Here is a 13616-nt window from a genome sequence, read left to right as displayed (position 1 = left end):
TTGTCCTACCGTCCGTCTAGCCAGGCTGGCGATCCAGTTGCCGATACTGCAACGCTTCGGCTAGATGCGACCGGCCTACCTGCTCCGCTGCATCCAGGTCTGCCAGGGTTCGCGCAACCTTCAATACCCGATGACTGGCGCGGTGCGACAGGCCCAGTCGGGTTACCGCCTGCTCCAGCCACTGACCATCGCCGTCGCTCAGACGACAGTGGGTACGCAACCCCTCCAGCCCGAGATGCGCATTCAGCCCCTGCTGGCGCTGCATTTGGCGCGCGCGTGCTGCAGCAATCTGCGCCGCGGCGGTCGCACTGTCGGGGGTGCCGGGGCCACTGTTGCCCTGTAGGCTGAACGGCTCGTTGCGCATTGCCAGATGCAGGTCGATGCGGTCCAGCAGCGGCCCCGACAGCTTGCTTCGGTAGCGCTGGACCTGCTCGGGTGTGCAGCGACAGCGGCTGGATGGATCGCCCTGATACCCACAAGGGCACGGGTTCATTGCCGCAACCAACTGGAAGCGCGCCGGGAAGCGCAGTTGCTCGCGTGCCCGGGCGATGTGAATGGCGCCGGACTCCAGCGGCTCGCGCAGCATCTCCAGCACCTTGCGGTCAAACTCCGGCAACTCGTCGAGAAACAGCACGCCGTGATGCGCCTGGCTGATTTCGCCTGGCCGAGGCTGGCTGCCGCCGCCAACCAGCGCTGCGGCCGATGCACCGTGATGGGGCGAGCGAAAGGGGCGGGTTGGCCAGGCGCTCAGGGGCGTACGGTCGCAGACCGATTGGATCGCCGCGACTTCGAGCGCCTCATGCTCCTGCAGTGGTGGCAGGATGCCGGGCAGACGGCTGGCGAGCAGCGTCTTGCCGGTTCCCGGAGGCCCGAACAGCAGGAGATTGTGACCGCCCGCTGCGGCAATGATCAGTGCTCGCTTGGCTTGCTCCTGCCCCTGTACGTCGGCGAGGTCGGCATGCCTGGCTGGCTGTGAGGGCGCTGTCGGCGGGAGGTCGGGCAAGCTCTGCTCGCCGCGCAAGTGTGCGCACAGCGGCAGCAGATGCTCGGCAGCGATCAGTTCGATCCCGCTGACCAGTGCGGCCTCGGCCGCGTTGGCGGCCGGCAGAATCAGCTTGCGACCAGCATCGCGGCAGGCCAGCGCCACCGGCAGCACGCCCTGGATCGGTCGCAGCTCACCGGACAGCGCCAGCTCACCGATGCACTCGCAGTCGACCAGCGCCTGCGCCGGGATCTGCCCGCTCGCGGCCAGCAGGCCAAGCGCGATGGCCAGGTCAAAGCGTCCGCCATCCTTGGGCAGATCGGCAGGTGCCAGGCTGATGGTAATGCGCTTGCTGCCGGGGAACTCCAGTTGTGCGTTCAGTAGCGCGCTGCGCACCCGGTCCTTGCTTTCGCGCACGGCTGTTTCCGGTAATCCGACCAGGGTCAGGCTGGGCATGCCGTTGGCAAGATGGACTTCGACCTGGACGGCCGGCGCATCGATACCCAGACGCGCGCGGCTGTGGATGGTGGCCAGGGACATGATCGCTCCTTGATCAATGACCTGATACTGCCGAGGGTCAGGCGTTAACGAGTGGGTTGGCAGCAAGGCTGCTGCCAAGGGGCATCAGGGGGCTTTGGCTTCCAGCTCACTGACGCGCTTCTCCAGTGCTTCCAGCCGTTCGCGGGTGCGCATCAGTACTGTCTGCTGGGTGTCGAATTCGTCGCGGCTGACTACGTCCAGCTTGCTCAACGCACTTTGCAGCAAGGCCTTGAGGTGTTTCTCGACTTCCACGTTGGGTAGCCCCTTTTCGCTCATCAGCAGTTTGGTTGCCTGAGCGCTGACGGTGTCGATCACCAGTTTATGCAGCATATGCCTGTTACCTGCGGGTTCTAGGGAGGGACGGGGCAGCCAGTGTAGCACTCAGGCCCGGCCAGTCGAAATCCGCGCTGTGGTTGTGCGTACTTTGTGCGCGCGCACCACGGTTGTGCACTATGCTGGTGCATGAGCCGTGTGCTGATGATGGTTTGTCGTTCTTTGTTATGTGTAACTTGTTGAAATGTAGATGAAAAATAAAATTGGCAGGGTTTCTGCAAAGCATGCTTCAGCTGATTCCGGCGGTCGCTCCCAATATGGGGCACAGCGTCGGAGCGCAGCCAGAATCGTGAGCGATCACATCGGGAGCACAATAATGAAGCGATTGACCCTGGCAGGTTTGACCCGTAATCCGCTGTTCGGCAGCGGGAACACCCAGGCGCTGCCAGCGGGGGCAGGGACGCAGTTGACCTCTGCCTGTGTCGAGATGAGTGCGCCGGCATGTGCAGGGCGTGTCGGCGATTCTGACGACTGCGACAGCACTTTTGTTTTGTCCGTTTCTAAAAGCCTCTAACTCGGCATAGACTTGTGCTGTCCCCCAGGGCAGTCCATCACACGGGAGTATCGAAATGAAACTAGTAACGGCTGTAATTAAGCCCTTCAAGCTGGATGACGTGCGTGAAGCGCTGTCTGAAATCGGCGTTCAGGGCATCACCGTAACCGAGGTCAAGGGCTTTGGCCGCCAGAAAGGTCACACCGAGCTGTACCGTGGCGCTGAGTACGTTGTCGACTTTCTGCCGAAGGTGAAGATCGACGTCGCTATCGCTGATGACATGCTGGATCGCGTCATCGAGTCCATCACCAAGGCAGCCAACACCGGCAAGATCGGTGACGGCAAGATCTTCGTGGTCAACCTCGAGCAGGCCATCCGCATCCGTACCGGCGAGACCGGCACCGACGCCATCTAAGGCGGGTTGTTCAACAGACAGCAGTAACCAAGCCTATATGGGGGGCTTAAAATGGAAGACATCGTACAAATCAAGTACGCGCTTGATACATTCTACTTTCTTGTCTGCGGCGCACTGGTCATGTGGATGGCAGCGGGTTTTGCCATGCTCGAAGCCGGTCTGGTCCGCGCCAAGAACACCACTGAAATTCTGACCAAGAACGTGGCGCTGTATGCGATTGCATGCACCATGTATCTGCTGGTCGGTTACCACATCATGTACTCCAGCCCGGAAGGCGGTATCTTCCCGAGCTTCGGCGTACTGATTGGCGCTGAAAACACAGTTGAAGACGTGCTCGCCGGTGGCGACGATGCGCCGTACTACTCGGTTGCTTCCGACTTCTTCTTCCAGGTCGTGTTCGTCGCGACTGCCATGTCCATCGTTTCCGGTGCGGTTGCCGAGCGCATGAAGCTGTTCGCGTTCCTGGTCTTCGCCGTGATCATGACTGGCTTCATCTACCCGATCCAGGGCTACTGGAAATGGGGTAGCGGCTTCCTGAACGCAGCCGGCTTCCTCGACTTTGCAGGTTCCGGTGTGGTCCACCTGACCGGTGCTACTGCTGCGCTGGCTGGTGTGCTGCTGCTGGGCGCTCGTAAGGGCAAATACGGCTCCAACGGTCAGATCAACGCCATCCCCGGCGCCAACCTGCCGCTGGCTACTCTGGGTATGTTCATCCTGTGGCTGGGCTGGTTCGGCTTCAACGGTGGTTCGCAGCTGGTTGTGTCCAACATCTCCGACGCCAACGCGGTTGCTCAGATCTTCGTCAACACCAACGCAGCTGCTGCTGGTGGTCTGATCGCTGGTCTGGTTGTTGCCCGCATCCTGTTCGGCAAGGCTGACCTGACCATGGCTCTGAACGGCGCCCTGGCTGGCCTGGTTGCCATCACTGCTGAACCGCTGACTCCGAGCGGCCTGCAAGCCACCCTGATCGGTGCTGTTGGCGGCGTGATCGTAGTCTTCTCTGTCCTGGCTCTGGACAAGCTGAAGATCGACGATCCGGTCGGTGCCATCTCCGTTCACGGTGTGGTCGGTATCTGGGGTCTGCTGGCGGTATGCCTGACCAACAGCGACGCTACCCTGACCGCTCAGCTGATGGGTATCGTAGTGATCTTCCTGTGGGTGTTCATCTCCAGCCTGATCGTCTGGAGCATCATCAAACTGGTGATGGGCCTGCGCGTCAGCGAAGAGGAAGAGTACGAAGGTGTGGATATTTCCGAGTGCGGTATGGAAGCCTATCCGGAGTTCACCAGCAGCAAGAAGTAATGGCTGGCTGAAAACTCGCAACACCAGACGGGGCGCCCAGCGGGCGCCCCGTTTTTTTGTGCGTAGTGCAGGGATTGATGCGGTGAATAGCTATTTATGAGGTTGATGCAAAGTTAGCTTGTGTCTCTTTGTGACCGCCTTTCGCGATACAGTCATCTCTATTTTCATCCCATACCTGTCGTTGCCGCGCGATAGCGTTGGGCGTTTCAGCTTGGCGACCGGTTTGGTTGTGCACGCGCAACGTGTGCAGCCGAATAGATCAATGTGGTCTGTCTTATTGTTGAGCCATCTTGCCTCGCTCTTTCTTGGTATGAACGTTCATTCCTTTTCTGTTTGTTGGCGTTAAGCTGCCGTCTGTGCAGCGCGCATCGACGCTGTGGTGTTACACCAACATTGCTAATAAGAAAGGTGGTTTATGAATACCCCTCCGTTTCAGCTCAAACGGCTTTGCAAGCCGCTCTACTGTTTCTCCGTGCTAGCGCTGGCTCTGGCTGGTGTTAGCGGTTGCAAGGGTGGTGGCGGCGGCTCCGACTCGTCACTTCGCACCGGCGTGTTTACCGATAGTCCGGTTGCCGGACTGAATTATCAGACAGCGACCCAGTCCGGGGTCACGGCTGCGGACGGTTCGTTCCGCTATCAGTCTGGGGAGGTTGTGACCTTTTCTCTGGGATCGCTGGAGCTAGGGCGTGCCGCGGGTGCCGAACAGCTCACTCCGATGGACCTGGTAGAGGGGGCGACGACGGTGGCCGACAACCGGGTAACCAACATGCTGGTGCTGTTGCAGAGTCTGGATGCTGATCGCAGTCTCAACAACGGCATCCAGATATCGCCTGCCATTGCCGATGCGGTTTCTCTCTGGGCCGATTCGATTGTTTTCGATCAGGCTCCAGCCAGCTTTGCCGCCAGTAGCCAGATTCAGGACCTGCTGGCCGAACTGAACGGAGCCGAGCCGCCGGTATTTACCGAAAGTGATCCGCGGCCGCGCACCCTGCGTAGCGCTGCCGAGGCTCAGGCGCATATGCAGCGTACCCTCAGTGAGCGGCGGGTGGTGAATACCCAGTCTGGTGAGGTCGCCGGGTTCTCCGCCGATGACAAGGCATGGGCCTGGTACGGCATTCCGTATGCCAAACCGCCGATTGGTGATCTGCGCTGGAAGCCGCCGGTGAAACCGGACAGCTGGGATGGCGTGCGCGAGGCGACGGCCTGGGCAGACCAGTGTGCCCAGCCGTCTTACCTGGAGGCCTACGGCAAGGGCAGCATGAGCGAGGACTGCCTTTACCTCAATGTGGTTGCGCCAAAGGGCTATGAGGGTGAGGCGCTGCCGGTGATGCTCTGGTTGCATGGCGGCGGTTACGCGATTCTGACGTCCAATAGCACGACTTATAACCATACGGCGCTGCCGAGTCAGGGCGTGATCGTGGTGACGGTGAATCACCGTCTAGGGGCGCTCGGCTATATGGCGCACCCGGAGCTGACCCGCGAATCACCCCAGCACTCCTCTGGCAACTATTCGCAGCTGGACCAGATTGCTGCGCTGGAGTGGGTGCGCGACAACATCAGCGAGTTTGGTGGAGACCCGGATAATGTGACTATTTTCGGTCAGTCGGGAGGCGGATTGAAGGCCATTTCACTGCTCAACTCGCCGTTGGCAGAGGGGTTGTTCCATCGGGCTGTCATCATGAGCGCCGCGCCGCCGCCCACCGATACCGTGCGGCCGATCTACAACACCCTGGAGCAGGAAGAGGCCGGTGGCGTGTCGTTGGTACAGCGCCTGGGGCTGCAGGATGAAGAGGATGTGATCGCAGCCATGCGCGCGGTGTCCTGGGTTGATCTGACCAACGCTGCCGCCAGTTACGGTGTCGATTACTTCAAGCCCAACGTCGACAACTGGTATGTGAAGACGGACATCCGTGACGCCGGCTTTCACAACGATGTGCCGCTGATTATTGGCACCCCGCGCAATGACGCGGACTGGGTCATCGACGGCCTCAAGTGGTATCTGCCATTCCTCAAGCAGAATCACTCTTCCGATGTCTTTGCCTACGTGTATGACCATGTACCTGAAAACTGGGCAAACCGTGGCGTCGGCGCCTATCACAGTATCGACGTGGTCTCCGTGTTCGGTGATCCGGATGCCTACTACAACCAGTACATTCTGGGGTTGACCGGTTTGCCGAGCCCGAGTCCGGCCAATTACGCCGACAATCTGCCTGGTTGGGGCGCTATTGATGAGTCTATTGCGGCTGATTCCATGGCGCTCTGGGCGCAGTTTGCGCGTAGCGGAAACCCGTCCACGGATGCAATTGAGTGGCCTGCCTATACCAACGAGGGTGAAGAGTTCATGTTGATGAATTACGACATGCAGGCACAAGAGGGGCTGCAAACCTTCTGGCCTTAATCAATCTGACTCGCTGTCTGGCCCGCTTTCCGGCGGGCCTTCAGCCTTGCCTGATCTGCAGCTGGAGGCGTACCGAGAGGCCTCCCAGCTCACTGGCGTTGAACTGCACGCGGGCCTGATAGCGTGCAGCCAGATCATGGACTATCGCCAGCCCCAGTCCATGCCCCGGCATCTGCTGGTCCAGTCGCCAGCCGCGGGTACCTAACTGGCTGCGTTCCTCGGGCGCCACGCCCGGCCCGTCATCGTCGACTTCCAGAATACGCTGATCGCCCTTCTCGCTCAGGCGCACCCCGCACGCGGCTGCGTGCCCATCCAGTCGCCGACTGCTTCACATACGACCAGCGTGGTCAGCTTGCTGGCTATGCTGATCGGAGTGGTTGGCATGTACCTTTGGATTGCATTTGGCTGGCCGGGAACCTGATGATAAGAATGACTGCCTGGATGGTGAGCCAGGAGCTACAGGCAGAATGTGCGACTGGCGTCGTTATGGTCGGTTTCAGCAATAGTGAACTTGGTTGTAACTAAGCGGCCAAAACACGATACGCAGATATTGCACACGTGTTGTGCGACAGCAGGAGGCTTGATGAAGGCGGAAACCTATCGCGATTTGATTGAGTGGACACAGCAGCTGCACGGTCATCTGGCCAGTAGCCTGGAGGCTGGCGCCGCAGACAGCGGGACCGGCGAGCGCATGCGCGCGCTATTGGAGTACCTGGCCGAGCACGAGCGCCGCATGCAGCAGATGGTGCTGCGCTTTGAGCAGCAGGCAGACATCAAGGTGCTGGACAGCTGGGTCTACGACTACTTTACCGACAACCCGCGCGTGCGCCTGCTCAATACCCGGCCCAGCTTTGTCGGGCTGGACTACGATGCGCTGTGCGCCATGGTATTTGACCTGCACAACGATGCGCTGGACTTGTATCGCTACCTGCAGGGCCGAGCGGAAACGGCGGGTGGTCGCGAGCTGATGCAGGATCTGCTCGCGATGGAGGAGCATGAAACCTTGCGGCTGGCCGAGCAGGTTCAGCGTGGTCAGGACCTGTGAGACTTAGCCGGGAGCGGTAAAGGTATATGTGGCTGCAGAGAGAAATTCGCCTCAAGCCCCGCGCACGGGGCTTTCACCTGATCGATGACGAGATTCTGCGCGCGCTGCCAGAGCTGACGGATGTACGCGTCGGGTTGCTGCACCTGTGGCTGCAACACACCTCGGCGTCGCTGACTGTCAACGAGAACGCCGATCCGCTGGTGCGCGGCGACTTCGAGGCCTTCTTCCGGCGCGCGGTGCCGGATGACGCCCCTTACTTCAAGCACACCTATGAAGGCCCAGACGACATGACCGCGCATATCAAGTCGAGCCTGCTGGGTGTGCAACTGACCCTGCCGGTAACTGCGGGCAGACTCGCTGTTGGCACCTGGCAAGGCCTCTACCTCGGGGAACACCGGGAGCATGCCGGCAGTCGCCGGGTGCTGGTGACCTTGCAGGGGCAGTGCGACTGAACCGGGTGCATCCCGGGGCGCTCGCCCCAAATCAGGGCGAATTTGAGAGACGTCAGGTGGCCATTGCATCAGCGCCGTCGCCAGCAATGCTCGCAACTGGCTGATAAATAGATCATTTCCGACAGGTATCAAAAAGCTGGCACCAACCGTGCATTGAGTCTCAGTGAAACGGGATGAGTCGTCATTGGCTCATGACGCATCACACACTGGAGCGGTACTTAGGCGAACTAGGGTTCCGGCTTGCTTGGCAAGTGTCTGGTCCGAGAGTTTTCCGGCTCTCAAGGAATGAGGGCTACACGGCGGGATAAAAGCCCGGGAGACCGTCATGACGACGTTGTCCCCGTGCGCCTTTTCTCACTGTGTAGGAGTTGTACCCATGACCGCCCCACGCTTCAGCTTTATCCGCAAGTCCCTGGCCGGCATCAGTCTGGCTGCCGCTGCCACCCTGTCTCCTGTTGCCGCACACGCCGCCGACGCCATGACCATTGGTACGGTTGTGTGGGCCGGTTACGGTCCGTTCTATGTGGCTGACAAACTCGATCTGTACGACCAGTTTGGTCTGGATGTCGAGCTGCAGTTCTTCAATGACCCGGCGCTGCTGCCGTCTGCCATGGCGGGTAACGCCGTTGATGGCGCGATGCTGACCTACGACCAGGTGGTCGGTTCGGTGGCCAAGGGCCTGCCGCACCGGGTTGTAATGCCGATCGACTTCTCCTACGGCGGTGACGCCATCGTTGCCGACAAAGCCATCACCAGCGTTGCCGACTTCAAGGGCAAGCAGGTGGGTTTCAACCCGCTGTCGCCGTCCGATTTTCTGTTGGCCTACGCGTTGCAGATCAACGGCATGGACGAGAAGGACATTCAGTCGGTCAACATGACGCCTGAAGGCATTCCCAGCGCTATGGCCTCCGGCAGCCTGCCGATTGGCGTGACCTACGAGCCGAATGTGTCGCAGATCCTCGCCATGGGCGGCGGCGACAAATTCCACGTTGTCTACTCCTCCAAGGATGCTCCCGGCCTGATTACCGACGTACTGGCCTTCAGTGAAGCGCAGATCGAGGAAAACCCCGAAGCCATCACCGCCATGATCAAGGGTTATCAGGCGGGACTGGAATATATGCAGGCGCACCCGGAAGAGAGCGCCGAGATCATCGGCAAGGTGCTGGGTGTCAGTGGTGCCGAGGCGATGGAACAGATGGAAGGCGTCTACAACATTCCGCTAGCCGAGATGGGCCAGAACTTTGTCGAGTCCAGCGAAACCACGTCGTTCTACGGCAGTGGCGCGGTGATCGCTGATCTGTTGCTGAAGAACAAGCAGATCCCGGCGATCCCGGATTTTGCCGACACCTTCGACGCCAGTTTTGTCACTGAGCTTACCCAGTAAGACCACGGGCAGGCGCTTGCGCCTGCCCTGATCGGGACTTGCGGAGGAATCATGTCCACGTCCAAACCACTTTACCGTTATGCCGATGGCCGGGTCTGGAACAGTCTGGCGATCGCCTACAGCGTCGGCGGCTATCTGATCGGCCTCGGTCTGTTGTTGACTCCGTTCTGGCTGGCCAAGCTGGGCGGTCTGCTGTTGCTGGCGCACGCGATGATCATCGGTGCTTACCTCATTCACGAATTTGCCCACGGCACGATTTTCAGCAAGCCAGCCCACAACGCGCTGGCGGGGGAGGTCTTCAGCTGGATGACCGGCGGCTGCTACGCCGACTTTCAGGATTTGCGGCGCAAGCACATGCGCCATCACGTCGACCGCGCGGACGTCATTACCTTCGACAGCAAGGAATTCATCAACGGTCTGCCGGGCTGGGCACGCAAGCTGATTCTCGCGCTTGAGTGGGCCTATATTCCGGCGGTTGAGCTGATCATGCATTTCTATGTGGTGCTGCTGCCGTTTATCAGCCAGAGCGAGAAACACCGTGCTCGCCGCGGCAAGGTGCTGACGGTGCTGCTGATCCGTACCGCGTTGTTTGCCCTGCTCGGCTGGCTGTCGTTTAGCGCGCTGGTGCTCTACTGCGTTGCCTGGCTGATCATGGTCACCGTGCTGCGTTTTGCCGATGCCTACCAGCACACCTACGACGCCTTCGCGGTGCTGGAAGAGGACGGCAAGATCCCGGCCGACAAGCTGCGCGACCGCGCCTATGAACAGCTCAACACCTTCAGCAATGTGGTGTCGCTGCGCTGGCCGTCGCTCAACCTGCTGTTGCTCAACTTCGCCTATCACAACGCCCACCACGAGAAACCCGTCGCGCCCTGGTATCGCCTGCCCAAACTGCACGCAGAGCTGTACGGCGATGCCTACCGTCAAGTAGTGCCGATGAGCGAGCTGCTCAGCAGCTTTCACCGCCACCGCGTGCGCCGGGTGTTGAGCGATGACTACGGCGAATTCGTCGATGGTCCCAAGCGTGCCGAGAACTTCTACGGCGCGGTGGGTGTGTCCTTCCTGACGGCGGTATGAACATGCAGACGCTGGATTATCAGGGCCGCACCGTGGTTATTACCGGCGCCGCCAGCGGCATCGGGCTGGGGCTGGCGCGGGCCTTTGCCGCGCAGGGCGCACGGCTGGAATTGGTCGACCGCAATGCGCCGGCGCTGGCTGCGACCGTTGAGCAGCTCTCGGCGGTGACGCAGGTGCACGGCCGGGTGCTGGATCTGAACGATGATGCGGCGGTGGCCGATTACGCCCGTCAACTGGGCCAGCGTCAGCCGCAGGTGGCTGTGTTGATCAACAACGCCGGCATGGAACAGCCAACGCCGCTAAGTGATAGCGCCGCCGACGCCAACCGGTGCTGGCAACACCAGCTGGATAACAACGTGGTGTCGATGCTGCGGCTGACCCGCGCCCTGCTGCCGTTGCTCGGCAAGGGCAGCAGTGTGATCAACCAGTCCTCGATCTGGGGGCTGAGTGCGGTGGCCGGATTCTCCGCCTACGTTGCCAGCAAGCACGCGGTGATTGGTTTGACCCGCTCGCTGGCCTGGGAGCTGGGCGGGCAGGGCATTCGCGTCAATGCGGTGTGTCCCGGCTGGGTCGGCACCGACGCAGCGATGGCGTCTCTGCGCAACATGGCGCAGGGCAGCGGTCGCAGCGAGGCCGAGGAGCTGGAGCACATCCTCGCCGCGCAGGCGATTCCCGAATTGCTCACCCCGGCCGATCTGGCCGGCACCTTTCTGTTTCTCGGCGCGCCGGCCTCGGCCGCCATTACCGGGCAGGCCATCGTGGTCAGTCGCGGGGAGGTCATGCACTGATGCTGAAGGTCGAATTGAAGGGCCAGCGCATTCTGGTCACCGGTGCGGCCACCGGCATCGGCCGCGCCTGCGCGCTGATGCTGGCGGGGCAGGGCGCCGAGGTCTGGATCAACCATCTGGGCCAGGCCGGTGCCAGTGCCGATCTGGTTGAGCAGATTCGTTCGGCCGGTGGCCGGGCGGTGGCGATTGAAGCGGATGTCAGTGACCCGGACGCGGTGGAGGAAATGTTCGCCTGCATCACCGCCACCGGCCCATTGCACGGCTTGGTCAACAACGCCGGGATCATTCAGGAGCAGGGATTTCTGGATACCTCGGAAGAGGACTGGCGGCGGATCATGGCGGTCGATCTGGATGGCGTCTACCGCTGCTGCCGCTGCGCGCTGGAAAGCATGAACGGCGCAGGCCGCGGGGCCATCGTCAATATCGCCTCCGAGCTGGGTCAGCTGGGGCGCGAAAACTACGTTGCCTACTGCACCGCCAAGGCCGGAGTGATCGGCATGACCAAGGCGCTGGCGCGCGAGTTTGCGCCCGCTATTCGCATCAACGCGGTGGCGCCCGGCCCGGTGGAAACCGCGATGGTCTCGCTGGAGCACATGAGCGAAGAGTGGATTGCCAAGGAGCTGGCTATTCCGGCCGCGCGCCTCGGCCAGCCGGAGGAGATTGCTGCGGCGGTCTGCTTCCTGCTGTCGCCGGCAGCAAGTTTCTTTACCGGGCAGGTGCTCGGCGCCAACGGCGGCGCCTGGATGGGTGGCTGATGCTGCGTCCGGAATGGGTACTGATTCTGGCAACGGTGCTCTGGGGCACCAGTTGGCTGCCGCTGCAGTGGTTCGCCGGGCAGGGCATCGATGGCTTTCCCATGGTGCTCGCCAGTTACGGCCTGATCGCGCTGATTGCCCTGCCGCTGCTGTATTGGCAGCGCGCTGGCTGGTGGCAGCAGCGCTGGGGGCTAGTGGGCATTGTGCTGTTTGGCGGTTGGGCGAATGCCGCGCTGCTGTCGTCGCTGTCGCTGGCCGAGGATCTGGTGCGGGTGATGCTGCTGTTCTATCTGGCGCCGGTGTGGGGCGTGCTCGGTGGCTGGCTGCTGTTGCGTGAGCGGCTGACCGCGCTGCGTATCGCCGCGCTGGTGCTGGCGCTCGCGGGTATCGGCCTGACGCTGGGGGTCAATGCGCAAACCTTCGCCAGTCTCACTGCGATCGACTGGCTGGCGCTGAGCGCCGGGTTGGGCTTCGCCCTGAACAACCTGGCGACGCGGGCGGCGGATCGGGTGCCGATGTTGAGCAAAACGGTCGCCGCCTTCGTTGGCAGCAGCCTGTTTGCCGGTGCCGCCTGTTTGCTGTTTGCCAAGGGGATGCCGGCGCTGGCGCCGACGACCTGGCTGTGGATCGCACTGTTTGCGGTGGGTTGGCTGCTGCTCGCCACCCTGGGCGCGCAATACGGCGTGACCCACCTGGAGGCCAGCCGCGCTGCCGTGCTGGTGGTATTCGAATTGATCGCCGCCGTGCTGTCGGTGGCCTGGTTCAACGATGAGGTGATCGCCCCCCGCACCTGGCTGGGGGCCGGCATGGTCACGCTGGCGGCGGTGATGGCCGGCTGGCCCGAGCGTTCACCCGCACAACTGACGAGGAGATTGTCCTGATGGCAAGTGTCTATATGGATCAGATCAGCTGGGTCGAATACCAGCAGCGGGTCGAGCAGGGGGCGGTGGTGTTTCTGCCCTGCGGCGCGACCGAGCAGCACGGCCCGCACCTGCCGCTGGGCACCGATGCGCTGCTGTCGACAGCGCTGAGCGCCGATGTGGCCGCGCAGATCGGTGGTATCGTTGCCCCGGCGCTGGCCTACGGCTACAAGTCGCAGCCCAAGTGCGGCGGCGGCCAGCATTTCTGCGGCACCACCAGCCTCGACGGCGCGACCCTGATCGCCCTGGTGCAGGATGCGGTGCGCGAGTTCGCTCGCCACGGCGTCAAGCGCCTGGTGCTGGTGCTGGGGCACTACGAGAACACCTGGTTTGTCACCGAGGGGATCCAGCTGGCGCTGCGCGAGCTGGGCCCCGGCTGTGATCTTGAGGTCATGCGCCTGGAGCACTGGGACTTCTGCAAGGAAGAAACGCTGGACGATATCTTCCCCGATGGTTTTCCCGGCTTTGCGCTGGAGCACGCTGCGGTGATTGAGACCTCGCTGATGCTGCATTACCTGCCGCATCTGGTCAGCCTCGACAAGATCCCGAACGACCCGCCGGCCGACTTTCCGCCGTACGACATGTACCCGACGCGCACCGAGTGGGTGCCGCCGTCCGGTGTGCTGTCCTCGGCGCTGGGTTCGACGGCCGAGAAGGGCGCGCGCATGGCTGATGACATCACCACCGGCATCGCCGCTGCGGTGCGTCACGAATTCAAGCTGGAGGCCTGAG

General features: G+C 61.8%; 15 protein-coding genes and 1 riboswitch. Of the genes, 12 read left to right on the top strand and 3 right to left on the bottom strand.

Annotation, left to right across the window (positions count from 1 at the left end; genetic code table 11):
* Positions 1-16 precede the first annotated feature (16 nt).
* Positions 17-1522, bottom strand: coding sequence for a YifB family Mg chelatase-like AAA ATPase (locus tag ACKPCU_RS01200; RefSeq protein WP_321349205.1), 1506 nt, complete (start codon positions 1520-1522; stop codon positions 17-19).
* 84 nt (positions 1523-1606) lie between these two features.
* Positions 1607-1852 carry an accessory factor UbiK family protein gene (locus ACKPCU_RS01195; protein WP_104739722.1) on the bottom strand — a complete coding sequence of 82 codons (246 nt, stop codon included), beginning with the start codon at positions 1850-1852 and terminating at the stop codon, positions 1607-1609.
* 319 nt (positions 1853-2171) lie between these two features.
* On the opposite strand from ACKPCU_RS01195, the gene ACKPCU_RS01190 reads away from it, so the two are divergent.
* The 4 genes from ACKPCU_RS01190 to ACKPCU_RS01175 all read left to right on the top strand — a co-directional run bounded on the left by ACKPCU_RS01190 (position 2172) and on the right by ACKPCU_RS01175 (position 6463).
* Complete coding sequence (locus tag ACKPCU_RS01190) at positions 2172-2369, top strand: hypothetical protein (RefSeq protein WP_146040347.1); 198 nt, start codon at positions 2172-2174, stop codon at positions 2367-2369.
* 55 nt (positions 2370-2424) lie between these two features.
* A complete protein-coding gene (gene glnK, locus ACKPCU_RS01185) occupies positions 2425-2763 on the top strand; it encodes a P-II family nitrogen regulator (protein WP_088276303.1) in 339 nt (112 codons plus the stop codon).
* 51 nt (positions 2764-2814) lie between these two features.
* Positions 2815-4065 carry an ammonium transporter gene (locus ACKPCU_RS01180; RefSeq protein ID WP_104739721.1) on the top strand — a complete coding sequence of 417 codons (1251 nt, stop codon included), beginning with the start codon at positions 2815-2817 and terminating at the stop codon, positions 4063-4065.
* A gap of 415 nt (positions 4066-4480) precedes the next feature.
* The gene (locus ACKPCU_RS01175; RefSeq protein WP_321349201.1) at positions 4481-6463 is read left to right on the top strand and encodes a carboxylesterase/lipase family protein; all 1983 of its coding nucleotides are present in this window, start codon (positions 4481-4483) and stop codon (positions 6461-6463) included.
* A 40-nt stretch (positions 6464-6503) separates the two neighbouring features.
* Here the strand turns inward: ACKPCU_RS01175 and ACKPCU_RS01170 are convergent, their stop codons facing one another.
* Entirely contained in the window at positions 6504-6752 is a 249-nt protein-coding gene (locus ACKPCU_RS01170) for an ATP-binding protein (protein WP_321349199.1), read from the bottom strand.
* 294 nt (positions 6753-7046) lie between these two features.
* Between ACKPCU_RS01170 and ACKPCU_RS01165 the strand changes: the two genes are divergently transcribed.
* From ACKPCU_RS01165 to ACKPCU_RS01130, 8 genes are all read left to right on the top strand, one after another.
* Positions 7047-7508: an ATPase gene (locus ACKPCU_RS01165; protein ID WP_321349197.1), complete on the top strand. Its 462-nt coding sequence runs from the start codon at positions 7047-7049 to the stop codon at positions 7506-7508.
* Positions 7509-7534: 26 nt separating this feature from the next.
* The gene (locus tag ACKPCU_RS01160) at positions 7535-7960 is read left to right on the top strand and encodes a secondary thiamine-phosphate synthase enzyme YjbQ (protein ID WP_321349196.1); all 426 of its coding nucleotides are present in this window, start codon (positions 7535-7537) and stop codon (positions 7958-7960) included.
* A gap of 216 nt (positions 7961-8176) precedes the next feature.
* Positions 8177-8281: riboswitch (guanidine-I (ykkC/yxkD leader) on the top strand.
* A gap of 55 nt (positions 8282-8336) precedes the next feature.
* The gene (locus ACKPCU_RS01155) at positions 8337-9344 is read left to right on the top strand and encodes an ABC transporter substrate-binding protein (protein WP_321349195.1); all 1008 of its coding nucleotides are present in this window, start codon (positions 8337-8339) and stop codon (positions 9342-9344) included.
* A gap of 51 nt (positions 9345-9395) precedes the next feature.
* Complete coding sequence (locus ACKPCU_RS01150; RefSeq protein WP_321349194.1) at positions 9396-10421, top strand: fatty acid desaturase family protein; 1026 nt, start codon at positions 9396-9398, stop codon at positions 10419-10421.
* A complete protein-coding gene (locus ACKPCU_RS01145) occupies positions 10418-11209 on the top strand; it encodes an SDR family NAD(P)-dependent oxidoreductase (protein ID WP_321349193.1) in 792 nt (263 codons plus the stop codon). Before ACKPCU_RS01150 ends, ACKPCU_RS01145 begins: the two co-directional genes overlap by 4 nt.
* Positions 11209-11964: an SDR family NAD(P)-dependent oxidoreductase gene (locus tag ACKPCU_RS01140; RefSeq protein ID WP_321349192.1), complete on the top strand. Its 756-nt coding sequence runs from the start codon at positions 11209-11211 to the stop codon at positions 11962-11964. Before ACKPCU_RS01145 ends, ACKPCU_RS01140 begins: the two co-directional genes overlap by 1 nt.
* On the top strand, positions 11964-12845 hold the full coding sequence (locus tag ACKPCU_RS01135; RefSeq protein ID WP_321349191.1) for a DMT family transporter: 882 nt from the start codon (positions 11964-11966) through the stop codon (positions 12843-12845). Before ACKPCU_RS01140 ends, ACKPCU_RS01135 begins: the two co-directional genes overlap by 1 nt.
* A complete protein-coding gene (locus tag ACKPCU_RS01130; RefSeq protein WP_104739708.1) occupies positions 12845-13615 on the top strand; it encodes a creatininase in 771 nt (256 codons plus the stop codon). The genes ACKPCU_RS01135 and ACKPCU_RS01130 overlap by 1 nt, the downstream gene beginning before the upstream one ends.
* The last annotated feature ends 1 nt before the right edge of the window (position 13616 follow it).

The organism is Halopseudomonas oceani (assembly GCF_963677335.1).
Classification (GTDB): Bacteria; Pseudomonadota; Gammaproteobacteria; order Pseudomonadales; family Pseudomonadaceae; genus Halopseudomonas; species Halopseudomonas oceani.
This window is presented reverse-complemented; position numbering and strand designations above follow the sequence as displayed.

What these genes read in the sequence shown, in the direction of transcription:
- ACKPCU_RS01200 (WP_321349205.1), bottom strand. Translation starts at nt 1,522, where the DNA reads ATGTCCCTGGCCACCATCCACAGCCGCGCGCGTCTGGGTATCGATGCG.
- ACKPCU_RS01195 (WP_104739722.1), bottom strand. Translation starts at nt 1,852, where the DNA reads ATGCTGCATAAACTGGTGATCGACACCGTCAGCGCTCAGGCAACCAAA.
- ACKPCU_RS01190 (WP_146040347.1), top strand. Translation starts at nt 2,172, where the DNA reads ATGAAGCGATTGACCCTGGCAGGTTTGACCCGTAATCCGCTGTTCGGC.
- glnK (WP_088276303.1), top strand. Translation starts at nt 2,425, where the DNA reads ATGAAACTAGTAACGGCTGTAATTAAGCCCTTCAAGCTGGATGACGTG.
- ACKPCU_RS01180 (WP_104739721.1), top strand. Translation starts at nt 2,815, where the DNA reads ATGGAAGACATCGTACAAATCAAGTACGCGCTTGATACATTCTACTTT.
- ACKPCU_RS01175 (WP_321349201.1), top strand. Translation starts at nt 4,481, where the DNA reads ATGAATACCCCTCCGTTTCAGCTCAAACGGCTTTGCAAGCCGCTCTAC.
- ACKPCU_RS01165 (WP_321349197.1), top strand. Translation starts at nt 7,047, where the DNA reads ATGAAGGCGGAAACCTATCGCGATTTGATTGAGTGGACACAGCAGCTG.
- ACKPCU_RS01160 (WP_321349196.1), top strand. Translation starts at nt 7,535, where the DNA reads ATGTGGCTGCAGAGAGAAATTCGCCTCAAGCCCCGCGCACGGGGCTTT.
- ACKPCU_RS01155 (WP_321349195.1), top strand. Translation starts at nt 8,337, where the DNA reads ATGACCGCCCCACGCTTCAGCTTTATCCGCAAGTCCCTGGCCGGCATC.
- ACKPCU_RS01150 (WP_321349194.1), top strand. Translation starts at nt 9,396, where the DNA reads ATGTCCACGTCCAAACCACTTTACCGTTATGCCGATGGCCGGGTCTGG.
- ACKPCU_RS01145 (WP_321349193.1), top strand. Translation starts at nt 10,418, where the DNA reads ATGAACATGCAGACGCTGGATTATCAGGGCCGCACCGTGGTTATTACC.
- ACKPCU_RS01140 (WP_321349192.1), top strand. Translation starts at nt 11,209, where the DNA reads ATGCTGAAGGTCGAATTGAAGGGCCAGCGCATTCTGGTCACCGGTGCG.
- ACKPCU_RS01135 (WP_321349191.1), top strand. Translation starts at nt 11,964, where the DNA reads ATGCTGCGTCCGGAATGGGTACTGATTCTGGCAACGGTGCTCTGGGGC.
- ACKPCU_RS01130 (WP_104739708.1), top strand. Translation starts at nt 12,845, where the DNA reads ATGGCAAGTGTCTATATGGATCAGATCAGCTGGGTCGAATACCAGCAG.